At 70.1% G+C, this 26,512-nt stretch carries 24 protein-coding genes; 11 read left to right on the forward strand and 13 right to left on the reverse strand.

The genetic code is table 11. The annotated features are described in order from the left end of the window. Positions 1 to 105 precede the first annotated feature (105 nt). Complete coding sequence (locus BLQ63_RS10565) at positions 106 to 1,176, reverse strand: inositol-3-phosphate synthase (RefSeq protein ID WP_091033221.1); 1,071 nt, start codon at positions 1,174 to 1,176, stop codon at positions 106 to 108. Further along, entirely contained in the window at positions 1,169 to 1,852 is a 684-nt protein-coding gene (locus BLQ63_RS10570; RefSeq protein WP_091033226.1) for a PadR family transcriptional regulator, read from the reverse strand. The genes BLQ63_RS10565 and BLQ63_RS10570 overlap by 8 nt, the downstream gene beginning before the upstream one ends. A 345-nt stretch (positions 1,853 to 2,197) precedes the next feature. Between BLQ63_RS10570 and BLQ63_RS10575 the strand changes: the two genes are divergently transcribed. Beyond that, positions 2,198 to 5,482, forward strand: coding sequence for a transglycosylase domain-containing protein (locus BLQ63_RS10575; protein WP_091033229.1), 3,285 nt, complete (start codon positions 2,198 to 2,200; stop codon positions 5,480 to 5,482). A gap of 66 nt (positions 5,483 to 5,548) precedes the next feature. Next, positions 5,549 to 7,129, forward strand: coding sequence for a glycosyltransferase family 87 protein (locus BLQ63_RS28825; protein WP_218125193.1), 1,581 nt, complete (start codon positions 5,549 to 5,551; stop codon positions 7,127 to 7,129). Here the strand turns inward: BLQ63_RS28825 and BLQ63_RS10585 are convergent. Further along, entirely contained in the window at positions 7,020 to 8,465 is a 1,446-nt protein-coding gene (locus tag BLQ63_RS10585; RefSeq protein ID WP_091033233.1) for a CCA tRNA nucleotidyltransferase, read from the reverse strand. The genes BLQ63_RS28825 and BLQ63_RS10585 overlap by 110 nt on opposite strands. 30 nt (positions 8,466 to 8,495) lie before the next feature. Between BLQ63_RS10585 and murJ the strand changes: the two genes are divergently transcribed. The 6 genes from murJ (at position 8,496) to trxA (ending at position 14,887) form a co-directional block, all read left to right on the forward strand. Continuing rightward, positions 8,496 to 10,295, forward strand: coding sequence for a murein biosynthesis integral membrane protein MurJ (murJ, locus tag BLQ63_RS10590; RefSeq protein ID WP_091033237.1), 1,800 nt, complete (start codon positions 8,496 to 8,498; stop codon positions 10,293 to 10,295). Positions 10,296 to 10,440: 145 nt separating this feature from the next. Beyond that, positions 10,441 to 11,928, forward strand: coding sequence for a protein kinase family protein (locus BLQ63_RS10595; RefSeq protein WP_091033241.1), 1,488 nt, complete (start codon positions 10,441 to 10,443; stop codon positions 11,926 to 11,928). 14 nt (positions 11,929 to 11,942) lie between these two features. Beyond that, entirely contained in the window at positions 11,943 to 12,635 is a 693-nt protein-coding gene (gene sigM, locus BLQ63_RS10600; RefSeq protein WP_091033245.1) for an RNA polymerase sigma factor SigM, read from the forward strand. Beyond that, complete coding sequence (locus BLQ63_RS10605; RefSeq protein WP_091033248.1) at positions 12,632 to 13,414, forward strand: hypothetical protein; 783 nt, start codon at positions 12,632 to 12,634, stop codon at positions 13,412 to 13,414. The genes sigM and BLQ63_RS10605 overlap by 4 nt, the downstream gene beginning before the upstream one ends. Before the next feature lie 189 nt (positions 13,415 to 13,603). After that, on the forward strand, positions 13,604 to 14,536 hold the full coding sequence (gene trxB, locus BLQ63_RS10610; protein WP_091033251.1) for a thioredoxin-disulfide reductase: 933 nt from the start codon (positions 13,604 to 13,606) through the stop codon (positions 14,534 to 14,536). Positions 14,537 to 14,569: 33 nt separating this feature from the next. Next, positions 14,570 to 14,887 carry a thioredoxin gene (trxA, locus tag BLQ63_RS10615; protein ID WP_091033254.1) on the forward strand — a complete coding sequence of 106 codons (318 nt, stop codon included), beginning with the start codon at positions 14,570 to 14,572 and terminating at the stop codon, positions 14,885 to 14,887. Between the two features lie 63 nt (positions 14,888 to 14,950). Here trxA and BLQ63_RS10620 read toward each other — a convergent pair whose 3' ends face one another. Further along, positions 14,951 to 15,652 (reverse strand): GNAT family N-acetyltransferase, encoded by a 702-nt coding sequence (locus BLQ63_RS10620; protein WP_091033258.1) that lies wholly within the window; start codon positions 15,650 to 15,652, stop codon positions 14,951 to 14,953. 260 nt (positions 15,653 to 15,912) lie between these two features. Between BLQ63_RS10620 and BLQ63_RS10625 the strand changes: the two genes are divergently transcribed. Beyond that, positions 15,913 to 17,163 carry an aminotransferase-like domain-containing protein gene (locus BLQ63_RS10625; protein WP_091033263.1) on the forward strand — a complete coding sequence of 417 codons (1,251 nt, stop codon included), beginning with the start codon at positions 15,913 to 15,915 and terminating at the stop codon, positions 17,161 to 17,163. After that, on the forward strand, positions 17,160 to 18,125 hold the full coding sequence (locus tag BLQ63_RS10630) for a D-alanine--D-alanine ligase family protein (RefSeq protein WP_091033269.1): 966 nt from the start codon (positions 17,160 to 17,162) through the stop codon (positions 18,123 to 18,125). The genes BLQ63_RS10625 and BLQ63_RS10630 overlap by 4 nt, the downstream gene beginning before the upstream one ends. 74 nt (positions 18,126 to 18,199) lie before the next feature. Here BLQ63_RS10630 and BLQ63_RS10635 read toward each other — a convergent pair whose 3' ends face one another. Continuing rightward, entirely contained in the window at positions 18,200 to 18,817 is a 618-nt protein-coding gene (locus BLQ63_RS10635; RefSeq protein WP_245680935.1) for a hypothetical protein, read from the reverse strand. A 236-nt stretch (positions 18,818 to 19,053) separates the two neighbouring features. Between BLQ63_RS10635 and BLQ63_RS10640 the strand changes: the two genes are divergently transcribed. Continuing rightward, complete coding sequence (locus tag BLQ63_RS10640) at positions 19,054 to 19,629, forward strand: GNAT family N-acetyltransferase (RefSeq protein ID WP_177154876.1); 576 nt, start codon at positions 19,054 to 19,056, stop codon at positions 19,627 to 19,629. 287 nt (positions 19,630 to 19,916) lie between these two features. Here BLQ63_RS10640 and BLQ63_RS10645 read toward each other — a convergent pair whose 3' ends face one another. The 8 genes from BLQ63_RS10645 to rpmH all read right to left on the reverse strand — a co-directional run bounded on the left by BLQ63_RS10645 (position 19,917) and on the right by rpmH (position 25,964). Further along, positions 19,917 to 20,978 carry a ParB/RepB/Spo0J family partition protein gene (locus BLQ63_RS10645; protein ID WP_091033275.1) on the reverse strand — a complete coding sequence of 354 codons (1,062 nt, stop codon included), beginning with the start codon at positions 20,976 to 20,978 and terminating at the stop codon, positions 19,917 to 19,919. Positions 20,979 to 20,981: 3 nt separating this feature from the next. Beyond that, positions 20,982 to 21,998 (reverse strand): AAA family ATPase, encoded by a 1,017-nt coding sequence (locus BLQ63_RS10650; protein WP_091033887.1) that lies wholly within the window; start codon positions 21,996 to 21,998, stop codon positions 20,982 to 20,984. A gap of 504 nt (positions 21,999 to 22,502) precedes the next feature. Then, positions 22,503 to 23,186, reverse strand: a complete 684-nt coding sequence (gene rsmG, locus BLQ63_RS10655; protein WP_091033279.1) for a 16S rRNA (guanine(527)-N(7))-methyltransferase RsmG — start codon at positions 23,184 to 23,186, stop codon at positions 22,503 to 22,505. Between the two features lie 29 nt (positions 23,187 to 23,215). Beyond that, the gene (locus BLQ63_RS10660; RefSeq protein ID WP_218125195.1) at positions 23,216 to 23,710 is read right to left on the reverse strand and encodes a Jag family protein; all 495 of its coding nucleotides are present in this window, start codon (positions 23,708 to 23,710) and stop codon (positions 23,216 to 23,218) included. Positions 23,711 to 23,803: 93 nt separating this feature from the next. Continuing rightward, entirely contained in the window at positions 23,804 to 24,931 is a 1,128-nt protein-coding gene (gene yidC / locus BLQ63_RS10665; protein WP_091033287.1) for a membrane protein insertase YidC, read from the reverse strand. Next, positions 24,931 to 25,185 (reverse strand): membrane protein insertion efficiency factor YidD, encoded by a 255-nt coding sequence (gene yidD, locus BLQ63_RS10670; RefSeq protein ID WP_342673932.1) that lies wholly within the window; start codon positions 25,183 to 25,185, stop codon positions 24,931 to 24,933. The genes yidC and yidD overlap by 1 nt, the downstream gene beginning before the upstream one ends. 98 nt (positions 25,186 to 25,283) lie before the next feature. Continuing rightward, entirely contained in the window at positions 25,284 to 25,730 is a 447-nt protein-coding gene (gene rnpA / locus BLQ63_RS10675; RefSeq protein WP_342673930.1) for a ribonuclease P protein component, read from the reverse strand. Positions 25,731 to 25,826: 96 nt separating this feature from the next. Continuing rightward, complete coding sequence (rpmH, locus tag BLQ63_RS10680; RefSeq protein WP_091033296.1) at positions 25,827 to 25,964, reverse strand: 50S ribosomal protein L34; 138 nt, start codon at positions 25,962 to 25,964, stop codon at positions 25,827 to 25,829. Positions 25,965 to 26,512: the final 548 nt, after the last annotated feature.

The raw sequence follows: 26,512 nt of genomic DNA on the forward strand, positions 1-26,512 counted from the left end.
AGGATAACTCCGGTGTATGCCAAGGGGGACCCCATTTCTCGCGAAGGCGCGGACCGCGGTGCGGTCCGGCCCGGCGAAGGGGTCCCCCTCGGGAGGCGTGCTGCGCTACAGCCCGGCGATGAAGTTCTCGACGGAGACGCGAGCCTCTTCGTCGGAGAACTGCTTGGCCGGGGACTTCATGAAGTAGCTCGAGGCGCTCTCGACCGGGCCGCCGTGGCCGCGGTCGAGGGCGATCTTCGCCGCGCGGACGGCGTCGATGATGACGCCCGCGGAGTTCGGCGAGTCCCACACTTCGAGCTTCAGCTCCGCGTTGAGCGGGACGTCGCCGAAGGTGGTGCCCTCGAGCCGGATGTAGGCCCACTTGCGGTCGGTCAGCCACGGGACGTGGTCCGAGGGGCCGATGTGCACGTCGGCGCCCCGCATCTCGTGCGGGATCTGCGAGGTGACCGACTGGGTCTTGGAGATCTTCTTCGACTTCAGGCGGGTGCGCTCCAGCATGTTCATGAAGTCCATGTTGCCGCCGAAGTTCAGCTGGTACGTGCGGTCGAGGCGCACGCCGCGGTCTTCGAAGAGCTTCGCGAGGACGCGGTGCACGATGGTCGCGCCGACCTGCGACTTGATGTCGTCGCCGACGATCGGGATGCCGGCGGCGGTGAACTTCTCGGCCCACTCGGGGTCGGAGGCGATGAACACCGGGAGGGCGTTGACGAAGGCGGCGCCGGCGTCGATGGAGGCCTGCGCGTAGAACTTCGCGGCGGTCTCCGAACCCACGGGCAGGTAGCAGACGACGACGTCGGCCCGGGCCTCTTTGAGCGCGGCGACCACGTCGACGGGCTCCTCGGAGGACTCGGTGACCATCTCGGTGTAGAACTGGCCCAAGCCGTCGTGGGTGGGGCCGCGCAGGACCGGGATGCCGGTCGGGGGCACCTCGGCGAACTGGATGGTGTTGTTCTCCGAGGCGTTGATGGCGCTGGAGAGATCCTGGCCGACCTTCTTCGCGTCGACGTCGAATGCGGCGACGAACTCGATGTCGTTGATGTGGTAGTCGCCGAACTGGACGTGCATGAGGCCGGGAACCCGGTCCTCGGGCTTGGCGTCGCGGTAGTACTCGACGCCTTGAACCAACGAAGAGGCGCAGTTGCCCACGCCGACAATGGCTACGCGCAGCTTACCCATCGCGCATGCCTCCTTTGCCTTGTTTATTTGGGTCTCCGGCGCTCGCAGCCGGATCGGGTGTTCCCTGGGCCGGGGCGGAGTCGATCCGTCCCGGTTCGGCGATCGGATCGCCGAAATCGGTGCGCTGCCGAGGGCCGCGGCCCTCTTCCGTGGCGATGAGCTCGTTGAGCCATCGGACCTCCCGCTCGGCGGTCTCCAGGCCGTGCCGCTGGAGCTCGAGCCCGTAGGCGTCGAGCCGCTCGGCGGTGCGCGAGAGCGCCTCCCGGATCCGCTCGCGGCGCTCTTCGACCCGGCGGCGCCGGGCTTCGAGGATGCGCAGGCGGGTGGCCGGGTCGGTGCGGGAGAAGAACGCGAAGTGCACCCCGAACAGGGCCTCGTCGGCGGACTCGGGTCCGGCCTCGGCCATGAGTTGGGAGAAGTGCTCTTTGCCCTCGGGTGTGAGCCGGTAGACCTTGCGGGCCCTCCGGCCGGTCAGCAGCGGTTTCTCAATGGTCCCCTCGACCGGGGTCTCCTCGACGATGAGTCCGCGCTGACGCATCCGCTTGAGGGTGGGGTAGAGGGAGCCGTAGCTGAACGCGGCCCTGATGGCCCCGAGCAGGGCCAGGAGGCGTTTGCGCAGCTCGTAACCGTGCATGGGGGTCTCGTGCAGGAGCCCCAATACGGCCAGCTCAAGCATCTCGTCCCTCCTCTCACACGGCGATCTAACAAAGCGATGTATCGGAGCGATACATCGGAGTGAGCATAGCGTGCCGTCGGAAATCACGTCAAGGCGCGCCTCCGCGCCCTGTTCAGGGGGGTCTGCATCCGTTAAGCTCGGCCCCACCAAGCGATCTAGCAGAGTCCTCTCAGGTTCAGTGTGCGAAACTGCGAGACGACCGGCCACCCCCATGCCGGGAGTAGACCTTTGCGAACGCCGGTCCGCCGGGCGCGTCCCCCTCGGGATGCCGCGCGCCGGGTGCACCGGGCCGACCGGCAAGACCCGGCCCAAGCCTGGGTTGTACAGCACGTGGATGGTTGAGCAATGAGCGACTACGGATATCGTCCGGCCCCGCCCCCCGAGGACGGACGGCCGCGGGGCGGCGGCCAGCAGGGCGGTCGCGCCCAGGGCAACCCCTCGGGCAACGCCGGCTCCGGCCAGTCCGACTACGGGTGGGGCGGCGGCCAGCCGCAGTCGCCGCAGGGCCGCGGCGGCGCGCCCCGGCCGCGTCCGCAGCAGCAGCCGTACGGGACCCCCGCCTCGGGCTCGGCCTCGGTCGGCCGCGCCTCGGGCTCGGCGTCCGTGGGCCGCGGGTCCGCCTCCGTCGGCCGCGCCTCCGGCTCCGCGTCCGTGGGCGGCGCCTCGGGCGCCGCACCCGTCGGCGGCCCGGGACGCACCGGCCGCGCGTCGGTCGGCTCCGCCTCCGTCGGCTCGGCCTCGGTGGGCTCGGCCTCGGTCGGCTCCGCCAGCGTCACCTCCGCGCGCCCGGGCGGGCGCGAGGACCGCGCCGGCCGCGCCGGATCGGGTCCGGGCGGCAGGCGCCGCGCCGGCAAGGGACCGCTGGGCGAGGCCGACCTCGACCCCGACACCGGCAAGAAGAAGCGCAAGCGCCTGGGCCGCAAGATGTTCGCCACGTTCATCGCCCTCGGCGTCCTCCTCGTCGGCGCCGTGACCGTGACCGGCGCCTACTTCATCCAGAGCGCCCCGCAGCTGGAGAACGTCTTCCGCCAGGGCGAGTCGTCGGCGTTCTACTACGCCAACGGCACCACCCAGGCCGGCGCCTACGGCGACACCCTCCGCCTCCAGGCCGAGGTGGGCGAGATCCCCGAGACCGTCACCGACGCGCTCGTCTCGCTCGAGGACCGCAAGTTCTGGGACCACGGCGGCGTCGACTACGTCCGCACCATGGGCGCCCTGGTCAACAACGTCACCGGCGGCGAGACGCAGGGCGGCTCGACGATCACGCAGCAGTACGCGGGCATGGTCCTCGAAGCGCGCGAGGAGATCTCCTACGACCGCAAGGCCCGCGAAGCGGCCATGGCGATGAAGATGGAGTCGGAGTACTCCAAGGATGAGATCATCACCGCCTACCTCAACATGGCCTACTTCGGCCGGGGCGCCTACGGCATCGAGGCGGCGGCGAAGAACTACTTCGGCGTGGAGCTGAAGGACGTCACCTACGACCAGGCCGCGTTCATGGTCATGCAGGTCAAGTCCCCCAACGGCTACTACGACCCGTACTACACCGACGCGTACGACGAGGGGGCCGCGCAGGGGCGCTGGAACTTCGCGATGAACTCGCTGGTCGAGACCGGCGACCTCTCCCAGTCCGAGCGCGACGAGTTCGCCTACCCCACGCCGATCGACGAGTTCAACTCCTCGGGCTCCTGGGGCGGCAACACCGACGTCGGCTTCCTCATCAACGAGCTCGACGGCTACGTGTTCGACGAGCTCCTCGACCGCTACGGCATCACCAGGGAGATGCTCAAGGGCGGCGAGGACAACCCCGAGGGCGGCGGCTACACCGTCACCCTCACCGTCGACCCGGAGATCCAGGCCGCGCTCAAGTCCACCGGCTCCCGCGGCGACATCGCGGTGGAGACCAACGAGGCGGGCGAACCGGTCGACGCCGACGGCGCCGTCGTCGACGCCGCCCAGGCCGAGCGGATCCTCACCGACGAGGGCTACGCCCAGTTCGTCAACAGCAACGAGGACGCGGCCCTGGAGAAGTTCCCCGAGTACATGATGACGGCGATGGTCGCGATCGACCCGGAGACCGGCGCCGTCCTCGGCTACTACGGCGGCGACAACGGCTTCGGCGTCGACAAGGCCGGGGCCGAGTCGCCCCACCCGCCGTCCTCGACGTTCAAGATGGTCACCGCCGCCACCGCGCTCGAGAGCGGCGACTCGACCGAGTCCTGGTTCAACGGCAGCTCGCCCCGCCAGTTCGACTCGCTCACCCTCGACGACGTCGAGGAGTGCATCGGCGGCGGCGACTACCCCGACTGCACGCTGCGCAACGGCAGCCAGAACTCGCAGGTCGAGATGACCCTGACCGACGCGGTCCGCAAGTCGAAGAACACCCCGATGTACTCCATCGCCGAGCAGTACGACGCCAGCACCATCCTCGACCTCGCCGACCAGATGGGCCTGTCGGTGATGAACCAGGCCCGCACCATCGAGGACGACGAGGGCACGCCGCACGACGTCAGCATCAACTACGTGATGAACGACGACGGCACCTACACCCAGCACGGCACCGCCGTCGACGCCGAGGGCAACTCGGTCGTGGACGCCTCCGGCAACTGGGACATCTACGCGGACATCCAGGTCGACGAGAACTGCAACCCGATCGTCAACCTCGACGGCCTGTTCCTGGCGGCCGACGAGGCCGTCCCGTGCGACATCGGCGGCAAGAACCCGACCGACCCGTTCTACAACCACATCGCGTTCGGCCAGTACCCGACGAGCGTGCGCGACATGGCCTCGATCTACGCCACGATCGCCAACAACGGCTTCTACAACGAGTCGCACTTCGTCGCCGAGGTCAAGGACAACACCGGCCAGGTCGTCGAACCGTTCGAGGGCTCGCTCGACTCCGGCCAGGTCATCTCGGAGGAGACCGCCCGCAACCTCCAGTGGATCGGCTCCGAGATCTCCGGCGAGTCCGCCACCGGCGAAGAGCTCGATCGCGACTACTTCGGCAAGACCGGCACCTGGGAGGCCGGCGGCAAGGACAAGGACGGCGAGGACTACCCCGACTCGTACAACGCCCACGCCTGGTACGTCGGCGCGATCCCGCAGCTGTCCATCGCCGCGTGGGTCGGCAACCTGACCTCCGAATCCGACCCGATCGCCGACGTCGACGACGATCCGAACAACGTCTTCGGCTCCAACACCGCCTATCCGGTGTGGTTCACCGCCATGGACCGCGTCCTCGACAAGAAGGACTGGGACAAGGAGGAGTGGGACGGCAGGGTCGAAGACCAGGGCAACGTGACCAGTTGGGACATCGAGAACGCCGGCGGCCCGCTCGAAGGGGGCGCGTTCTGCGCCGCGAAACCCGACGACGCCCTGTGCGCGGGCGTCCAGGACGAACAGGCGCAGCAGGAATGCGAAGCGGACGGCGGCACCTGGGACGGTGAGGCGTGCCAGGAGGGCGAAGAGGACGACGACACCGAGCAGCCGACGTCCGATCCGACCGACACGCCGACCGACGACTCCACCGACGAGGAGTGCGGCGGATTCATGCAGCCGCCGTGCGACGAGGAGACCCCGTCCGAAGAAGGCAGTACGACGCCCGAAGACGACGAGGACAACGGCGGCTGACGCCGACCGACCACCGCCTCCTCGGCGGGTATCGCCACGACGGCGGCATGGGCCACAATAGGGCCCATGCCGCCGTCTTCCATCGAGCCGCCGCCTTCCGCCGAGCAGCCGAACCCCGCGCCGCCCCCGGCCGCGCCCACCCTCACCGACCGCTTCGCCCGCTTCGCATCGGGCTTCATCGGCGGCCCCTTCGGCGACCACGCCGTCGACCCGCCCCGGCGCCGGTACTGGACGCCGCTGCGCGTCATCCTCCTCACCGGCCTGATCGCCTTCGCCTTCAACTGGCTCCAGAAGTACCCCTGCTCAGCGGGCGGATGGGTGGACTGGCAGCAGTACACCGGCGCCTGCTACACCGACATCCGCGCCCTCTGGGGCGCCGAGAAGCTCAGCGAAGGCGCCGTCCCCTACCGTGACCACCCGGTCGAATACCCGGTACTGACCGGATGGTTCATGGGGATCCTCGGGCAGCTCGCCTTCCGCATCGGCTCGGTCATGGGCACCGACGGCGGCCCGATCTTCTGGCACCTCAACGCGATCGTCCTGTTCATCTGCGGCGCCGCGGCCATCAGTGTGCTCCACAGGATCCGCGAGGACAACCGCCGCACCGACGCCCCCGGCCCGAACCCGCCCGCCTCGCGCCACGACGCCGGCGGGCACGGCGAGGACGACGCCGGGCGGCACCGCAAGACCGACCCCGCGCTCGCGCACGCCAGGCCCTCGCGCCCGTGGGACGCGATGATGCTCGCCGCCGCACCGGTCGTCCTCGTGACCGCCACCGTCAACTGGGACCTGTTCGCCGTCGCCCTCGCGATGCCGTTCTTCCTGTACTGGCAGCGCGGGCGCCCCGTCATGGCCGGACTGTTCCTCGGCCTCGCCGTCGCCGCGAAGTTCTACGCGCTCCTGTTCATCGGACCGCTGCTCATCCTCGCGCTGCGCCGCAGGCGGCTCCTGCCCGCGCTCAAAACGGTCGCGACCGCCGCCGTCGTGTGGGCCGCGATCAACGCGCCCGTCGCCTACCTGTGGCCCGACTCGTGGATGCGGTTCTTCGAGCTCAACTCCGAGCGGCCCGTCGACTGGGGCACCGGCTGGTACGTCGTCCGCGGCCTCACCGGCTGGGAGGCCCTGTGGGACTCCGCGTTCGTCAACGACCTCTACCTGGTGCTGTTCGCGCTGTCGTGCCTGGGGATCGCCGCCCTCGGATACTTCGCGCAACGACGCGACCCGATGGACGACGTGGCGCCGCGCCTCGCGCAGCTGTGCTTCCTCGTGCTCGCCGCGTTCCTGCTGTTCGGGAAGGTCTGGTCGCAGCAGTACGTGCTGTGGCTGCTGCCGCTGGTGGTCCTGGCCCGGCCCAAGTGGGGCCTCTTCCTGATCTGGCAGGCCGCCGAGCTGTGCTACTTCATCGCGTTCTACGGGAAGATGCTGCAGGTCTCGGCCGAGGACGGCCGCGGCATCCCCGAGGGCCTGTTCCTCGCCGCCGCCGCCTCGCGCTGGCTCGCCGTCGCCCTCCTGTGCGCGATGGTGGTGCAGGAGATCCTCATCCCGCGCCTGGACGCGGTGCGATCCCTTCCGCTGCGGCCCATGCGCGCAGCTCGGCCTCCGCTTCCTCGCGCGGCATCGGCCCCCGCTCCAGTCGAAGCTCCTTGAGGTGGGCCCACGCCCGGCCCACTTCGGGGCCGGGCGCCAGGCCCAGCAGCTCCATGATCGCGTTGCCGTCGAGGTCGGGGCGGACCGCGCGCAGGTCCTCCTCGGCGCGCAGCCGCGCGATGCGGTCCTCGAACCTGTCGTAGTCGCGGCGCAGGCGCTCGGCCTTGCGGCGGTTGCGGGTCGTGCAGTCCGAGCGGACCAGGACGTTCAGCCGCTCGAGTTCGTCGCCGGCGTCGGTCACGTACCGGCGCACGGCCGAATCGGTCCACCCGGTCTCGTCGCCGTCCGAGTAGCCGTAGAAGCGCAGGTGCAGTGCGATGAGGAGCGACACGGCCTGCACGTCGGCCTTCGGGAACCGCAGTTCGCGCATGCGCCGCCGGGCCAGGCGGGCGCCCGCGACGTCGTGGTGGTGGAAGGTGACGCCGGCCGCGCCGACGCCCTTCGGCTCGATCTTCTTCGTCTCCGGCTTGCCGATGTCGTGCAGCAGCGCCGCGAGGCGCAGCAGCAGGTCGGGGCCGTCGGTCTCCAGTTCGATCGCGTTGCGCAGCACCTGGAGCGAATGCTCGTAGACGTCCTTGTGCTGGGCGTGCTCGTCGATCTCCATGCGCAGCGCCGGCAGTTCCGGCAGGAACTGCTCGGCCAGGCCGGTGTCGACGAGGAGGCGCAGGCCCACCACCGGGTCGGGCGCGAGCATGAGCTTCACGAACTCGTCCCGGATCCGCTCGGCGGTGATCCGCCCCAGTTCGGGGGCCATGCGGTGCATGGCGTCGAGGGTGAGCGGGTCGACCTCGAAGCCCAGCTGCGCGGCGAACCGGGCCGCGCGCAGCATCCGCAGCGGGTCGTCGGCGAACGAGGACTCCGGCGCCGCCGGGGTCCGGATCGTGCGCCGCGCGATGTCGCCGATGCCGCCGAACGGGTCGCAGAAGACGTGCCCGGGCAGCGAGACCGCCATCGCGTTCACCGTGAAGTCCCGGCGCTCCAGGTCCTCGACGAGATTGTCGCCGTAGCGGACGATCGGGTTGCGGCTGACGCGGTCGTAGGCGTCGGCGCGGAACGTGGTCACCTCGACCTGCTCGCCCCGGAAACGCCCCCCGATGGTCCCGAAATCGGCGCCCGTGGTCCACACCGTGGAGCAGCAGCCGCGCAGGATCGCCTCGGTCGCCTCCGGGCGCGCGTCCGTCGTGAAATCGAGGTCGCTCACGGTGCGGCGCAACACCGCGTCGCGGACCGGGCCGCCGACCAGGTGCAGCTCGTACCCCTCGCCGGCGAACACCCGACCCAGCTCATCGGCTATCGGCGGGACCGTGATTTCCTTACCGCTACTGTTGTCAGACATCGCCGGGCAAGCTTAGCGGAGAGTGCGAGAATGGCCGAACCTAGCGCGAGACCGGGTCCGGGCCCGGATCCGGGCTTCACACAGCAGCCGCCAGGCTCCCGCCCCTACGCGAACCCCCACTACGCGGCCGGACCCCAGACCGGCAACGGCTACGCCCCCACCGGACCCGCCCCGACGCCACCGCCCCCGGCGCCGAAGGGCAAGAACGTCGTCCGCTCCAGCCTCCTCATGGGCGCCGGCTCCCTCGTCTCCCGCGTCACCGGCTTCGGGCGCACCGTCGTCGTCTCCGCCGCCATCGGCGCCGGGCTCCTCGGCAACTCCTACACGACCGCCCAGTACTTCCCCCAGATGATCTACGAGCTCGTCCTCGGCGGCGTGTTCGCGAGCATCATCATGCCGCTGTTCGTCAAGGCCCACAAGAACGACCCCGACGGCGGCGACGCCTTCGCCCAGCGCCTGCTCACCCTCGCCGCGCTCGTCCTGGGCGCCGCCGCGATCCTCGTCACCCTGTGCGCACCCCTCATCGCCCGCGCCATGGCCGAACCCGTCCAGTACGAGCTGGTCACCGAGTTCTCCTACCTCATGCTCCCCGCACTGCTCTTCTACGGGCTGTTCGCGATCCTCTCCGGCGTGCTCAACTCCCGCGAGCACTTCGGCGCCCCCATGTGGGTGCCGATCATCAACAACCTCGTGGTCATCACCGTCGGCGCCGTCTTCTTCGCCGTCTACACCCGCGACGCCGTCCCCAACGCGGCCGGCGAGGTGTTCGCCGCCGCCGACCAGGTGACGAACGGCATGATCATCCTGCTCGGCGCGGGCACCACGGCCGGCGTGGTCATCCAGGTGCTGTGCCTGGCCCCCGCGCTGCGCCGGGCCGGGTTCTCCTGGCGGCTGCGCTTCGACTTCAAGCGGCTGCCGCTGCGCGACATCCGCCGCATGGCCGGATGGACGCTGCTGTTCGTGGCCGCCAACCAGATCGCGGTCATGGCCGTGATCAAGGTCGCCAACGCCGCGGCCGGGAACGCCGTCGGCGACCAGTTCGTGCCCGGCACCACCGTCTACAACAACGCCTACCTCATGATGATGATGGCCCACGGCATCGTCGCCGTCTCGGTCATCACCGCGCTCATGCCGCGCATGACCCGCGCCGCCGACGACCGCCGCTGGCCCGAACTGGTCGAGCACCTCTCCTCGGGCATCCGCCTAGCGAGCTTCCTGCTCGTGCCGATCAGCGCCGCGTTCATCGCCCTCCACGAGCCGATCGCCCTCGCGATCTTCCAATGGGGCGCCTACGACAACGCCATGGCGGTCGCGACCGGGCGGGCGCTGCTCATGGTCGGGATCGTGCTCATGCCGTTCTCGATCAGCCAGCTGCAGATCTACGCGTTCTACGCGCAGACCGACACCAAGACCGTGGGCCTGTTCAACCTCCCGGTGATCGCCATCCGCATCGGCGGGTACCTCCTGGCGTTCGCGTTCCTGCCCCTGGCATGGGTCGTCGTCGGCCTCCTCGCCGCGAACGGCGTCTCCTACCTGGTGAGCCTCCTGCTGTCGATGAGCCTGCTGCGCAAGCGGGTCGGACTCCTCGGCATGCGCCGGACCGCGGCCGGACTGGTGCGATCCGGTGCGGCGGCGGCCGTCGCGGGCGCGGCGGCCTACGGCGGCTGGCTCCTGTGGCCCGACGTGTCCGACTCGAAGCTCGGGCAGCTGCTCGCCGCGGCCGTCCTCGGCACGGCCCTGCTCGGCGTGTATCTCGCCGCCTGCCTGGTATTCCGCGTCACTGAGATGGCGTCGCTCCAGGCAACGGTGCACGCAAGGCTGCGACGATGAGGCAAGTACCATCCATACGTGCACTCTGGCCGGACGCGCGTACTCGAACGGATCGCGAACCGACCCGTCCGGCCCCTGAACGCAACCGGCCGCGGCCGGCGAGGCCCCTCAGCGGGGTCGCATTGAGAGGGGAGGACCCCGCATCATGAGTTCTGCCGAAGTGCCGTCCGTGGGCGACCTGCTCGCGGAGCGGTACCGCCTCGAAGAGCACGTCGGAGGCGCGAACGGGCACCGCCAGCTGTGGCGGGGCGTCGACGTCCTCCTGCACCGCTCCGTCGCGGTCGTCCTGCGCTCCCCCGGCGGCGAGGACGCCGCCCCCACCATGACCGCGGCCGTCGCCGCCTCCCGCGCCCACGTCGACTCCATGGTCGACGTCTACGACGCCGTCGACGAGGGCCGCTTCGCCTACGTCGTCAGGGAATGGGTCAACGGCTCCTCCCTGCGCGGCGTCCTGGAGCGCCAGACCCTCTCCAGCGCCCACGCGATCGAACTCGTCGCCTCCGTCGCCGACGCCGTCGCCGCCCTCCACGAGGGCGGCGTCACCCACGCCGACCTCCACCCCGGCACCATCCTCCTCTCCGAGGACGACCGGGTCATGGTCACCGAGCCCCGCAACGAGCCCGGCAACACCCCCGTCGAAGACGTCCGCGCCCTCGGCGCGACCCTCTACGCCTGCCTCACCGGCACCTGGCCGCGCGTCGTCGCCGCCGAGAACACGGGCCTGCCCGACGCCGCCACCGACGAATGGGGCCGCGTCCTCGACGCCGGCACCGTCGTCGCCGGCCTGACCCCGCGCATCTCCCAGCTCACCGCCGACCTCCTCGACCACACCCAGGCCCCGCCGTCCGCCGCCGAACTCGCGGTCGAACTGCGCCGCCTCGCCGAGACCGGCGGCGCCGAGGCCGTCTCGGTCCAGCCCGCGGCCACGAGCATGCTCGGCTCGATCAACCTCGCCCGCTTCAAGGCCGACACCCCGCCCGCCGGCATGAAGCGGCTCGCCGTCATCGCGGCCGTCATCGCCGCGGTCATCTTCGGCGGCGTCGTCACCAGCGCGCTCGTCTTCGGCGACGGCGACGACCCCGCCGACGCCGCCGACCAGGTCACCGGCGCCGACACCGGCACCGACGCGACCGAGGACGACACCGAGGTCGCCGCCCCCACCGAAGTCGAACTCGACGCCGACGCGATCCGCGTCGTCGACCCGCCCGACGGCGACCGCGACCAGGGCGAAGGCGTCGAAGCCGTCATCGACGGCAACGCCTCCACCGGCTGGTCCACCAACACCTACTACAACGACCCCGGCTTCGGGAACCTCAAGCCCGGCATGGGCATCCTCATCGACCTCGGCGAAGCCCGCGAAGTCGCCTCCGTCCGGGTCCAGATGACCAGCGCCGGCGCCACCGTGGGCCTCCTCTCCGGCGACGAGGACCCCGGCGACTCCTCCGAAGGCGACCAGGCCATCGTCGACGACTTCGCCGTCCTCGCCGAACCGGTCACCGACGCCGACACCAACATCGAGCTCCAGGCCGGCGGCGAGGCCGCCCGCTACGTCGTCGTCTGGATCACCGAGCTGCCCGAGAGCAACGGCGGCTTCAAGATCACCGTCTCCGACATCAACGTCTTCGTCCGGTAAGCGCGAGACCGCCCATGCCCGCCCCCCTCCCGCCCCCGCCCGGACCCGCCGCCCCCGGCGGCCCGGCCCCAGGGGACGAGGGACCCAGCGACACCGCGCTGCTGCGCCGCCACGTCGAAGGCGACCGCGAGGCCTTCGGCGAGCTGTTCCGCCGCCACCGCGGCCGCCTCTGGGCCGTCGCGGTCCGCACCCTCGCCGACCCCGAGGACGCCTCCGAAGCCCTCCAGGACGCGATGATCAAGGCCTACCAGGGCGCCGGATCCTTCCGCGGCACCGCCGCCGTCACCACCTGGCTGCACCGCATCGTCGTCAACGCCTGCCTCGACCGCCTCCGCGCCGCCGGGCGCCGCCCCACCGTCCCCCTGCCCGAGGACGACCTCGCGGGCATGCCCCGCGCCGCCGACCCCGCCGGCGACCCCCAGCACTCGGCCCTGCGCCTGAGCGTCCACCGCGCACTCGCCGAACTGCCCTTCGACCAGCGCGCCGTCCTCGTCTACATCGACATGCTCGGCTACCCCGTCGAAGAGGTCGCCGCGATCCTCGACGTGCGCCCCGGAACGGTGAAGTCGCGCGCCTCCCGCGCCCGCAAGCGCCTCGCCGCCCGCCTGCCCGAATTCGGGCCCGCCCCCCGAAGGAACCCGCCGCCCCGACGGGGCGTCGAACCAGGAGCCACCACCGCGACGGGCCGAGAGGAGGGGAACCGATGAGCCAGCAGCGCCCAGGCGACGCCGAAGCCGAGGTCGGCCGCGTCCTGCACCAGGCCTCCGGCGGCTACCCCGACCTCCCCGACGCGGTCGCGCACCGCCTCGACCGCGTCCTGGAATCCCTGCCCGCCGCGGGCCACCTCCACGGCGCCCCCGCCGAACCGCCCGCCCGCGAAGGCCTCCTCGAACGGTGGGCCGAACGCCTGCGCCCCAAGCGGGTCCGCTACGCGATCCTCAGCACCGCCGCGGCCGTCCTGGTCACCGTCGCCGGGGTCGGCATCGCCCTCGAATTCGTCGCCGCCCCCGACGGCGACGCCGGCTCCTCCGCCGCCCAGGACCTCGACGCCGGAGAGGACCACGCGGACGAGGAGGCGGCCCCCGAGGCCGAGACCGGCGACGACGAGGCCATGAGCGGGGAGACCCGCATGCCCGAGGACGAACTCGACGGCCTCATCAGCGACGTCGAGACCTTCGCCACCGGCAGCGACTACGACGCCGACACCGACCTGCTCGAGGCCATGCGCTCGCTCGGCGACGCCGGCACCGACGGGGAGATCCCCGCCGAACTCGCGGACCTGGCCGCCGGCGGCGACTTCTGGCACCGCTGCGAAGAGGCGATCAACGCCGAGTACGGGAGCCTGCTCCTGGCCGTCGACTTCGCCCGCTACGAGTCCCGGCCGGCGATGGTGGTGCTCCTGGCCTCCGACGCGGGCGAGACCGCGGTGGCCCTGACCCCCGCGTGCGGCGACGGCGTGATCGAAGCGCTGGCCGTGCAGCCCTGACCGCGCCCGCCCCTTCCGCCGCCGGGCCGGGGTGAGCTTGCCCACGATCGTGTAACCCGCCTGTCACAAGCCCGCGACAGCGTCGGGACGTGGAATTTCGGGTCAATAGGATGGCGTTGAAGCAGCCAGACCCTATTGCACTCCCGGGAGCCGTCCCTGGAGCGCCGAACCAGCACAGGAGCGAACCCGGTGAGCGAAATCCGCGACGTCATCATCATCGGCTCGGGCCCGGCCGGCTACACCGCCGCGCTGTACACCGCCCGCGCCGATCTGCGCCCGCTCGTGTTCGAGGGCTTCCAGTTCGGCGGCGCCCTCATGCAGACCACCGAGGTCGAGAACTACCCGGGCTTCCCCGAGGGCATCATGGGCCCCGAGCTCATGGACTCCTGGCGCAAGCAGGCCGAGCGCTTCGGCGCCGAGCTCGTCTCCGACGACGTCACCCGCGTCGACCTCTCCGGCGAGATCAAGAAGGTCTGGGTCGAGGACCGGGAGTTCCAGGCGAAGGCCGTGATCCTGGCGACCGGTTCGGCCTTCCGGCCCCTGAACGTCCCCGGTGAGAACGAGCTCATGGGCCGCGGCGTCTCCGCGTGCGCGACCTGCGACGGGTTCTTCTTCCGCGACCAGAACATCGTCGTGGTCGGCGGCGGCGACTCGGCGATGGAGGAGGCCACGTTCCTCACCAAGTTCGCCGCGAAGGTCACCATCGTGCACCGCCGCAGTGAGTTCCGCGCCTCCAAGATCATGGCCGAGCGCGCCCTGGCGAACCCGAAGATCGAGGTCGCCTGGAACACCGCGGTCGAGAAGGTCAACGGCGAGGGCGGCAAGGTCGCCAGCGTCGACCTGGTCGACACCGTCACCGGCGAGCAGCGCAACCTGGACGCGACGGGCCTGTTCATCGCGATCGGCCACGACCCGCGCTCGGAGCTGTTCAAGGGCCAGGTCGAGCTCGACGAGTCCGGCTACGTCAAGGTCGCCGCCCCCTCGACGCACACCAACGTCCCCGGCGTGTTCGCGGCGGGCGACCTGGTCGACCACACCTACCAGCAGGCGGTGACCGCCGCCGGCACCGGCTGCGCGGCCGCGCTCGACGCCGAGCGCTACCTCACCGCACTCGAAGACTGACACCCGCTCGTTCACACACACAGGAGGATGCCCATGGGCGCCATCAAACCAGTCAGCAGCCAGGCCGAGTTCCAGGCCGAGGTGCTGGAATCCGACAAGCCGGTACTGGTCGACTTCTGGGCCGAATGGTGCGGGCCCTGCAAGAAGGTCTCCCCGGTGCTCGAGGAGCTCGCGACCGAGTCGGACGCGATCGTGTTCCGCAAGCTCGACACGGACGCGAACCCGGAGATCACCCGCGAGTACCAGGTGATGAGCGTGCCGACCATGATCCTGTTCAAGGACGGTCAGCCCGCGCAGCAGCTCATCGGCGCCCACCCGAAGGCGGCCATCCGCAAGTTCCTGGGACAGTAAGCGACCGATCGGGAAGGGCGCGGCGCCGTCGGCGCCGCGCCCTTCCGCGTTCGCGGGGTTCGATCAGCGGTCGAAGAAGTCGCCGTCGCGCTGCGTCCCGGGGCGGTCCAGGCGCGAGCGGCCCGTGGTCGCCTCGCCGAAGAACTGCTCCAGCTCGGTGTCGTCGAGGCGGAACCACTCGACGGGGTCGTGGAGCTCCATCGCCTCCTCGGCCTCCACGCTCCGGTCGATCGCCGAGCGCAGCTCCAGGCGCAGCCGCGGGTAGCGCGGGTCGCTGCGCACGGTCTTGAAGCCCACCGAGCGGTAGAAGTCCGCGGGGACCAGGCACGCGTTCGACTCCCCGCGCGCGTCCCCGAACGTCTCGATCGCGTAGATCCCCCGCCGCGCCACGTCGGCCGCGACGGTCTGCACCAGCTGGCGGCCCAGGCCCGTCCCGGCGTAGGCGGGGCTGACGAACGCGGTCATCAGCAGCGCCGCGTCGGGCGAGACCGGACCGGACGGGAACTCCATCGAGCGGGGCACGAACTTCGGGGAGGCGTACGTGACGTACCCGGCCACGGCCTCGCCCTCGTAGGCGATGCGCCCGCACCCGCCCCACTCCAGGAGGGTGTGCGACAGCCACGCCTCCTTCTCGAGGGCGGGCTCGCCGACCTCGCGGGCCGCCTCCGCGCGCAGCGGGGACAGCTCCCAGAACACGCAGGCGCGGCACCGCCCCGGAACATCTTCCAGGGAGTCGAGTGTGAGGTTGACCATGCGCCGATGCACCCGTCCACCCTACGTCGCGAAGCAGTCCACATGACGGAAAACACGCGCGGCCCGCACCGGGTGTGCTAGTAGAGTGGGTCGATCACCACCGGGGTCCCGTAGGCTGGTCAGAGCGCCTGCCGCGCCCCCCGCGGGCAGCCGCGGGACACGGCCCGGCGCCGCAGTCGCGAGATCCCGCCGCGCCATGTCGTCCAACGACACTACGCACGACCCGCGACCTCCGATCGCGGGCGACGAGGACCACCAGAGGAGGTCTCCGCGTGTCCGGTACCACACTCGACGATTACACCGGTCGCTACGCATCCCGGGTTCACGGGATGGCACAGTCGGAGATCCGCGCACTGTTCTCGGTCGCATCGCGCCCCGAGGTCGTCTCCCTCGCCGGGGGCAACCCGTACACCGCCGCGCTCCCGATGGACGAGCTCGGCGAGATGTTCACCCGCCTGCTCTCCCAGGTCGGCGCCGAAGCCCTCGGCTACTGCCCCGGGCAGGGCAGCGTGGCGCTGCGCGAGGTGCTGTGCCGCGTCCTGGAGGAGGAGTCGGGCATCCGCGCCTCCGCCGACGACCTCGTCCTGACCACCGGCGCGCAGCAGGGACTCGACCTGCTCGCCCGCACCTTCCTCGACCCGGGCGACATCGTCCTGGCCGAGGGCCCGACCTACGTCGGCGCCCTGGGGGCCTTCCAGGCCTCCCAGGCCGACGTCAGGCACCTTCCCATGGACGACGACGGGCTCATCCCCGCCGGCCTGGAGGAGGGCCTCGCGGCGCTGCAGCGGGAAGGGCGCCAGGCGAAGTTCCTGTACACGATCCCGACCTACCAGAACCCGGCCGGCGTCACGCTGTCCGAGGAGCGCCGCGACGAGATCCTCGCGATCGCCGAGCGGCACGGCCTGCTCGTGATCGAGGACGACCCGTACTCGATGATCAACTTCGACACCGCCCCGCCGGCGCCGCTGCGCGCCCGGGCCGAACGCGGCGTGATCTACCTGGGCACGGTCTCGAAGATCTTCGCGGCGGGCCTGCGCCTGGGGTGGGTCCTCGCGCCGCCGGCCGTGCGCGACAAGCTGGTCCTGGCGATCGAGGCGTCCATCCTGTGCCCCTCGGGGCTCACGCAGGAGGCGACGCTGCGGTTCCTCACCGAGATGGAGTGGCGCCAGCAGGTGAAGGTGTTCAACACCCTCTACCGGGACCGGCGCGACGCCCTGCTGGGCGCGCTCGCCGACTACATGCCCGAGGGCATGCGGTGGACCGTCCCGGGCGGGGGCCTGTTCATCTGGGCGACCCTCCCCGACGGCCTCGACTCGAAGGCGATGCTGCCGCGCGCGCTCCAGGAGCGCGTCGCGTACGTCCCGGGGACCGGTTTCTACGCCGACGGCAACGGCCGCAGGGAGATGCGCTTGAACTTCTCGACCCAGACCTCCGAGATGATCCGCGAGGGCGTGCGCCGGCTGTCCGGCGTGGTCGCCGGCGACATCGAACTGCGCGACACCTTCGCGGGAGGGGCCGCATGAAGGCGGGCGCCGCGGCGTCGGACGTCCGCGTGCTCATCCTCGCCGGAGGCATGTCCTACGAGCACGACGTCTCGCTGAAGTCGGGCCGCCGGGCCGCGGACGCCCTGCAGCGGCAGGGGATGAACTGCGAGGTCCGCGACCTCGACGGCGAGCTGCTGCCCGCGCTCGGGGAGTTCCCGCCCGACGTGGTGCTGCCGCTCGTGCACGGCTCCCCCGGCGAGGACGGCTCGCTCCAGGCGGTGCTGGAGCTCTCCGACATCCCGATCGTGGGCACCGGCTCGATCGGCGCGCGCCGCGCGTGGAACAAGATCACTGCCAAGGACCTCCTGCGGTCGGCCGGGATCCCCACGCCGGACTGGACGTCGATGCCGCGCCAGGCTTTCTCGGACTTCGGGGCCCGCAAGCTCCTGGACCGGATCGCCGCGAAGATGGGCCTGCCGCTGGTCGTCAAGCCCAACTCCGGCGGCTCGGGCCTGGGCGTGCACGCGGTGCACAAGGAGGACGACTTCCCGTCCGCGATGATGGGCTGCTTCTCCTACAGCGACGAGGCGCTCATCGAGTCGTTCGTCGAGGGCCGCGACATCGCGGTCGGCGTGGTCGACCTCGGCGAGGGGCCGACGGCGCTGCCGCCGGTGGAGATCGCGCCGCTGCACGGCGACTACGACTACGCGGCCCGGTACAACCCGGGGGCGACGCGGTGGACCGTTCCCGCGGACATGGACGCGGCCGTGGCGGCGCGGGTGGCCGAGGTCGCGGTGCACGTCCACCGGACGCTCGGCCTGGGCGACATGTCGCGGGTCGACCTTATCGTGGACGACGCCGGCGCCATCCAGGTGCTGGAGGCGAACGTCGCGCCGGGCACCACCGAGACGTCCCTGCTGCCCATGGCGATCGAGGCCGCGGGCCTCGACTTCGGCGAGGTCCTGGCGACGATGGTCCGCCGGGCGCTCGCCCGGTCCTGACCCCGCAGCGAACAAGAGAGCGCCGATGTTTCACGTGAAACATCGGCGCTCTTCGCGTCTGGGCGGCTGATCGGTCAGTCGTCGGCGAGCCAGGCGGCGATGTACTCGAGGTTCATCTGCCACTCGTGCTCTTCGACCGGGGGCAGGATCTCGTCCCACATGGTCATGAACGGGCCGCGCAGCTGCAGGTAGCCGGCGGGGCGGGCGAGGAACCACTGCTGGAGGTGCGCGGTGCCGTCGCCCCACCGGTTCACGTGGACCTGCGCCACCGATTCGAGCGAGCGGATCGCCCGTTCGAGCCGCACCGTGAGCACGCCCAGTTCGGCGGCGTGCATCGTCGACAGGTCGCCGAGGTCGAGGTGCGCCCGGGGCTCCAGGATCACCACTACGGGCAGCCCGCTGGGCGAGGGCGGGCTCTTGAGCCGCCATCGCTCGTTGGACCACAGGTAGGCCGAATCGGGGGTGTGGCAGGCCGCGCACTGCTCTTGTCGGTCGCCGCGGCGCGGCGGCTCGGCGGCCACCGGTTCCTGCAGGGGTTTGATGCGAAGGTCGCCTTCGAACGGGAAGGCGGGCCAGTCGACGAAGGCGGGCAGGGTCGGCCGGACGCCGCGCGCACGCTGATCGGGGTGTGGTCGGGAGGGGTTCGTCAGGTCGGGGTCGGTATTCGGGCCGGGGGTACTCGCAGCTGCCACCATCGAAAAATACCGCATGGATGCGAGACTGGAAACAGCCGGAATCCACCTTTTGACAGATTTCACCTGGGTCACGCGTTCAGCACCCCTCCGGACTCCCGACAATGGACCGATCCATAGTCCGCACACCTGGCGAATCGTTAGCAGACAAGGGTTTTCGGGGCCGATGGTGACGTGCGCCCATATGGCGGGAAGCCCCTGTCGGAAGGCCCTCCCGGTAGGGCAAGCTGGTAGGCGTGCAAGCAACAGTGACGACAAGTTCCACGCCGGAGGCGACGCCCGTTTCGGGCGATGACATCGCCGTCCTGGTGGACCCGCCGGTCACCGCAGCGCTCGTTGACGAACTCAGCCATCTCTGGGTGAGAGTGACGAACGCCGGCGGTTCCGTCGGGTTCGTCCCGCCGGTCAACATCGACGAGGTTCGCCCTCACACCGTTTCCATTCTCGCGCGAGTGATCGACCAGACTGACACGCTGGTCGCTCTTAAGGAAGGAGCCGCCATTGTCGCTTGGTGTGTTCTCACATCAAACGACAGCCCGCCGCGACAGGGCTGGCGGACCATGCGCCACGTCCAGGTCGACCCCGCCCGGCAAGGCGGGGGACTCGGCGGCAAGCTGCTGGCGGCAGTCGACCAAGTCGCTCGCGAAGAACTGAAGCTCGACGCGCTGACCCTCAAGGTCCGCTCGGGCACCGGGGCCGACGCGTTCTATCGCCGGCACGGATTCACTGAGGTCGGACGTCTGCCGCGCGCCGTGCGCATGGCCGATGACGACTACCGGGACGACATCATCATGTGGCGGGAACTCTTCTAGCGGAGGACCCGGACCACGGATTTCCGGACCAGCGATCGGGGCGATGTTTCACGTGAAACATCGCCCCGATTCTTTGCGTTCAACGGGCACTTTCACCCGGACGGGTGAGGCGCGAGGCCCCGTTCCTGTCGCACCCGGGCGATATTTTTAAGCCAGGGGTCCCCCGGGGGGACATTTCGGGAAAATCCTGTTTCATGTTCTCGCCGGGTTCTCGCGGGGATCCGCGGCCGTGGGCCGGATCGGCTGGGGCCCAATGGGTTCGGGCCCTCGCCGGTCAGTGGTGGGGTTCAGTCGACGCCGATCTGCTCGACGATCCGGTCGAGGTCGGCGAGCGAGCCGAACTCGATGACGATCTTCCCCTTCTTGCGGCCCCAGGAGATGCCCACCTGCGTCTCGAAGTGGTCCGAGAGGCGCTCCTTCAGCTCCTCCAGGCCCGGGGCCTTGATGCGGTCCTTCTGCGGGCGCGCGGCGGAGCCGCGCGGCTCGTCGAGTTCCGGCTTCTCCTCCAGGCGGTTGGCCGTCACCAGCTCCTCGGTGCTGCGCACCGACAGGCCCTCGCTGATGATTCGCTCAGCGATGTGCTCCTGCGTGTCCGCGCTGTCGAGACCGAGCAGCGCGCGGGCGTGCCCCGCCGTCAGGACGCCCGCGGCGACCTTCGTCTGCACCGTCGGCGGGAGCCCCAGGAGGCGGATCATGTTCGAGATCTGCGGGCGGCTGCGGCCGATCTTCTTCGACAGCTCCTCCTGCGTCACGTTGAACTCTTCGAGGAGCTGCTGATAGGCCGCGCCCTCTTCGAGCGGGTTCAGCTGCACGCGGTGGATGTTCTCCAGGAGCGCTTCGCGGAGCAGCTCCTCGTCGGCGGTGCGGCGCACGATCGCCGGGACCGCGTCCCAACCGAGCGCCGTGGCGGCCCGGAGCCGCCGCTCCCCCATGACGAGTTCGAAGCGCGCACCGTCCTCCCGCGGCTCCTCCGCCGTGCGCTCGCGCACCGCGATCGGCTGGAGCATCCCGACTTCGGTGAGGGAGGTCTGGAGTTCGAGAAGGTGGTCGTCGTCGAAGATCTGCCGCGGCTGCTTCGGGTTCGTGCCGATGTCGCCGATCGGGATCATCTGGAAGCTCGCCCCGGGCACCGGCACGAGTTCCGGTCCCTCCGATGTTTCACGTGAAACATCGGGAGTCGCGGGCGATGTTTCACGTGAAACATCGCGTTCGGCCGGAGCCGGCTGACGCGGGGCCGCGACCGGAGCCGGCGCTTCCTCCTCGTCGTCCTCGACCGTGACATCCGACAGTCCGGTCGGGATGAGGGCGCCCAGTCCTCGACCGAGCCCTCCGCGCTTCGCCGCCGCCATCGACTAGTTGCCGCCCTTCTGGTTCTTGCCACCGCGCCGCGGGGAGAGCTTCGCGCCTCGGCGCGCGATCTCCTCGGCCGCCTCGAAATAACTCGTCGCGCCCCGCGAGCCGGGGTCGTACGTCATGATCGACTGCCCGTACCCGGGCGCCTCGGAGACGCGGACGGAACGCGGCACCACCGCGTCGAGCACGATCTCGCTGAAGTGCCCGCGCACCTCCTGCTCGACCTGATCGGCGAGCTTGGTCCGCTTGTCGTACATGGTGAGCAATATCGTCGAGACGCGCAGGCGCGCGTTCAGGTGCGCCTTGATGAGCTCGATGTTCCGCAGGAGCTGACCCAGGCCCTCGAGCGCGTAGTACTCGCACTGGATCGGAATGAGGACTTCCTCGGCGGCCACGAGCGCGTTCACGGTGAGCAGGCCGAGCGACGGCGGGCAGTCGATGAGGATGTAGTCGAGCTCCCCGCTGAAGGTCTCGATGCTCTTCTGGAGCCGCGCCTCACGGGCGACCACGTTGACGAGTTCGACTTCCGCGCCGGCCAGGTCGATCGTGGCCGGGATGCAGTAGAGCGAGGGAATGCCGTCGACGGGCGTCGCGATCTCGTCGAGGGACATGCCCTCGACGACGGCCTCGTACACGCTCGGCGTGCCGGCGCCGTGCTCGACGCCGAGTCCGGTCGAGGCGTTCCCCTGCGGGTCGAGGTCGATGACCATGACCCGGTTCCCGTGCAGCGCCAAGGCGACCGCGAGGTTCACCGTGCTGGTGGTCTTGCCGACGCCGCCCTTCTGGTTGGCGATGGCGATGACCCGGCGGCGCGGCGGCCGCGGCATGGTGACCGCACCGGAAGGATTGAGGACCCGCACGGCCCGCTGCGCCTCGCGCGCGAGCGGCAGGTCATCGTCGAGCGGATCGGGCTGCTTCGGCAGCTCCGTGTCGGCCTTCGCCTGCTTGGCGGACCGCGTTTCTTCGGGCGCCAGATGCCGCCCGCTCCTGCCTCGCTGCGATGTGGATCTGCGCATCCCGTCCCGCTCCCCGCCGTTGTCGGACACCCCGTCCGGCAGCCGGCCCGGCGCTGCGACGCCCGCACCCGACTCCCTCGCATCCGATTCTGGCCCAACCTGACCGGGGCCCGGGGCTGCGCCACCCGGCGCCGGGGAAGTTTCTCGATAGCGGTGCCTCCGGGACGGGGGCGCCTCCTCGGCCACCGCGGCGTCCAGGAGGTTCTTGATGCGCCGCTCGGCCGGGGTATCGCCGCCGAGGGCGCTCGAGTGTTCACGATCTTCGGAGGGAAGGGGGTCGCGCACGTTCACCGCCACAGACTACGGGCCGAATGTTTCACGTGAAACATCGCCCTGCTTGGAGAAGCTTACGAGCCATACACTATCCGAACCCTGCGCAGCCCGCCGAGCGCAAAGCGTTGAAGACACAGTGAAAAGTGCCGCAATGAGGGTCTCATTGCGGCACTGACTTGCGGGGCAAGGATATCGGTGTTGTGGTGTTGCAATATTCGTTGCGGGGCTTGGTTATCGGATCCGCTTGATCGTCACTACCGTTGCCGGAACGGTGAACACGGGGTCGGCGAGTTTGCCCTCCCCGCAGACGGTGATCTCGGCTTTGCCGCCGCCGGCCCGCTTGATGAGGCCGCCGGACTCCGTGACCTCAAGGGAGGCGCCCTGACCCTTGATCGCGGCCATCATGCCGCCGACCTTCGCGAGCGGCAGGCACCAGCCCACCAGCTTCGACAAGGGCGCCACCGCGCGCGACACCACGACGTCGGCCCGCCCTCGCGGATCGACCTCGTCGGCGCGGGCCCGCAGCACCTCCAGGTTCGGGATGCCGATCGCCTCGATCACCTCGTGGAGGAAGTCCACGCGGCGCTGCATCGGCTCGACCAGCGTCACCCACAGATCCGGCCGGGCGATGGCCAGCGGGATGCCGGGGAGGCCGCCGCCCGAGCCGACGTCGATCACGTCGGCCTTCTCGGGGATCAGCTCCTCGACCACCGCGCTGCTGAGGACGTGCCGTCCCCACAGGCGCGGCACCTCCCGCGGTCCGATGATGCCGCGCTCGATGCCGATGGTGGACAGCAGTCCGACATAGGCCTCGACTCGGGCGATGCGCTCCTCGTCGTCTCCGAACACAGAGGCCAATGTTTCACGTGAAACATTGGCCTCGGCGATCTCGGAGCTCGTGGGCTCCTCAGTCATTGGTTACCTGTACCTACTCCGGCTTCGCGCTACTCGGGCTTCACAACGACCCGGCGGCGCGGTTCGGCGCCCTCGGACTCGCTCTGCACGCCTTCGGTGGCGTTGATGACGTCGTGGACGCACTTGCGCTCGAAGGCGCTCATCGGGTCGAGCTTGACCACAGAGGCGGTCTCGATGACCTGCTTGGCGGTCGTCTCGGCCAGCTCCTGCAGCTTCTTGCGGCGCCCGGCGCGGTAGCCGCCGATGTCGAGCATCAGGCGGGAGTGGCCGCCGGTCTTGCGGTACACCGCGAGGCGGGCCAGTTCCTGAAGCGCTTCGAGGGTCTGGCCCTTCGGGCCCACCAGGCCGCCGAGGTCTTCGCCGACGATCTCGACCTGAGGACGGTCGCCGACCACCAGCTCGTCGATGTCCCCGTCGAGGTCGAGGATGTCCAGGAGGCCTTCCAAGTAGTCGGCCGCCACTTCGCTCTGCTCAAAGAGGTCGTCTTCGGAGGCCACCTCGTCCTCCCGCACCGTTGCTCCCATAATTGCCAACTCGTCTCTATCGCTTGTTTTAAGCCTAGTTTGCACCATTGTGGCTGATCCGGCGGCGCCTGCGCAGTCCCCCGGACCGTCCCCCTAGCCTTTTTTCTTCTTGGAGGCCTGCTGCGCTCCGCTGACCTTCTTGGCCCGTGCGATGCGCTCCGCCCGTGAGAGGTTCTTGCCCGAACCGGGTCCGCCCTTGGCCGTCGACGTCGGCTCCTCGGAGCCGTTCAGCCCGGTGCCGTTGACCGGCTCCGTCGGCTCCTTGGGCTTGAGCGGCTGCGACTTCGGCTTCGAGACCGGCTTCTTGCCCGGCTTGGGCGCCAGGTCCTTGCGGCGCTGCTCGGCCTCGCGCTGCTCTTCGAGCATCTTCTCGTGGGCCTTGGAGCCCGGTTTCGGCGGCTTCGCCGAGGCGCTCTGCGCGGGCGGCGGGTACTTGTGCAGCACGTACTGCTGCTGTCCGAGCGAGAAGAGGTTGTTCACCGTCCAGTAGATGACCACGCCGATCGGGAAGGCGCCGGCGGAGAAGATCATGATGACCGGGATGCCGTAGAGCATCACCTTCTGGATCATCCGCTGGTTCGGGTCCTCGTTCCAGCCGGTCTTGAGGATCATCTGACGCGTGGTCAGGAAGGTCGTGAGGATCATCGCCGCGCCGAGGACGCCGGCGACGAGCTTGACGTTGACCGAGGAGGAGCCGACCGATTCGAGCTGGTCGGCCGGGGTGAGGAAGGTGCTCCAGAACGGCGCGCCCATGAGCTTCGCGTGGACGTAGGAGAGCCAGTCCCCGGTGTTCCCCGCGTCGATGCCGGTCCAGCCGTAGGAGTCGGTGAACTTCGTCTGCTCCGGGTCGGGGCGGCGCAGGACGTGGAACAGCGCCAGGAAGACCGGCATCTGGATCAGGATGGGAAGGCAGCCCATGAGCGGGTTGGCCTTCTCCTTCCGATACAGCTCCATCATCTCTTTCTGGAGCGTCTCGCGGTCGCCCTTGTACCGCTCCTGGAGCACCTTGATCTCCGGGGCGAGCTTCTGCATCGCGCGCTGCGACTGGATCTGCTTCACGAACAGCGGGAAGAGGATGATCCGGAGGGTGAGCACGACGCCGACGATGGCGAGCACCCAGGCCCAGTCGGTCTGGAGGAACTGGTTGCCGTCGAAGACGTTGGACCAGAGATCGTGCCACCGCAACAGCACCCAGGACACGCCGTTGTAGGCCCACTCCATCACTTGCGGACTCCAGTCATCTCGGTCTTCGAATTCGGTACGTGCTCATGCCGTGGGGGTACGGGGTCATGCCCCCCGGGATGAAAGGGGTGGCATCGTCCCAGCCGTCGCAGGCTCAACCATATGCCACGGACGGCACCGTGCCGGGACAGCGCCTCAAGGGTATATGCGCTGCAACTGGGGTAGAAGCGGCAGCGGGCCGGCAGGGCCGGGCTTATCCAACGACGGTACGCGATCACGGGGGCGCCGACCACTCGGACCAGCAGGCCGTCGGTCACTCGCTCAAGGGGTTTGACCTGCTGCGGCGTCGGCAGGGGGATCGTTCGGGGGGCCTGCTCGGCGGCGGGGTGCGTCATGGCGCGCTCCGGGCCTCGCGGGCACGACCTGCCTTGCCGCCCTTGCCTTCACGTGCGGCCCGCACGGCTTCGGCGAGATCGCGGTGGAGCTCGGCGAAGTCGCGTTCGGCGGCGCGGGGGGTGGCGCGCACGACCACGTCGGTGCCGGCGGGCCAGTCGGGGAGCTCGGCCGCGGCGGCGTGGCGCAGGCGGCGCTTGACCTTGTTGCGCACGACCGCGTTGCCCACGGCCTTGGAGACGACGAAACCCGCCCGCGCCGTGGTGTTCACGGCTTCGGACGGTGTCGCCGGCCCGTTCGGGGCCGGAATGTCAACGGAACGCTTGACCGCTGGTGCCCAGTGCACGACGACGCCGCCGCGAGCGGCGCGGCGGCCTCGCTTGAGCGCCGAACCGAAGTCCCGGCTGCTGCGAATGCGCGCGTCGGCTGGAAGCACCTGGATCACGTCCTCATCGAGGCCCTCAGCTGGGGGCGGCGGGCACTGAGCGCTACGGCACTCGAAGGCCCGCGGGCCGCCTGCCAGGGGACGAGAAGCAAGCGCTCAGACGGTCAGCTGCTTGCGACCCTTGTTGCGGCGCGCGTTGACGATGGCGCGCCCGGCACGGGTGCGCATGCGAAGCCGGAAGCCGTGGGTGCGGTGACGACGGCGGTTGTTCGGCTGGTAGGTGCGCTTGCTCACGACGGATGTCTCCCATTACGAATCAAATTGCCACTGCGCCACCCGGTCTGCGGAGGCTCCTGCCCCGGCCCGCGAGGGGCACCAGAGACGCGGAGAACAGCCTAGCAGGGCATTCATGCGCCGGCCCAGCCGCGGACGGCGGGTGTGGCATGCCCCTCTGGTTCGAGCGGGCAGTCTGCTCATGTTACTCGCCGCGTCCGGACCGATGCCACCGCGGTGCGGGCCCGGGCGCCGCCCCGGGCGGCGCAGACCGTCCTTCTCGGAAGGGCCTCCCCGGCCGCCACGCGGCCTGTGCAGGGCCGTCGCGCCCGGCGCGGGCAGCCTGTGGATAACTTCGCCCGAATCGTGGACGACTTCGGCGGCCCCCGAACGGCATCGTCGCGAGGCTCACAAGAAAGTCCAGGTCATGACCGTGATTCAGGAAACATTGTCACAAGGCGCCCATGTGCACAGGCCAGCTGAAGGCCTGTGGATAACCTGTGGAAAACTTGCTTGGACGTAACGGGTGCGACCGGGTGCGGCAGCGCGTATCGCCTGCATCGGAGCCT

The organism is Glycomyces harbinensis, from assembly GCF_900101745.1.
Taxonomy (GTDB): domain Bacteria; phylum Actinomycetota; class Actinomycetes; order Mycobacteriales; family Micromonosporaceae; genus Glycomyces; species Glycomyces harbinensis.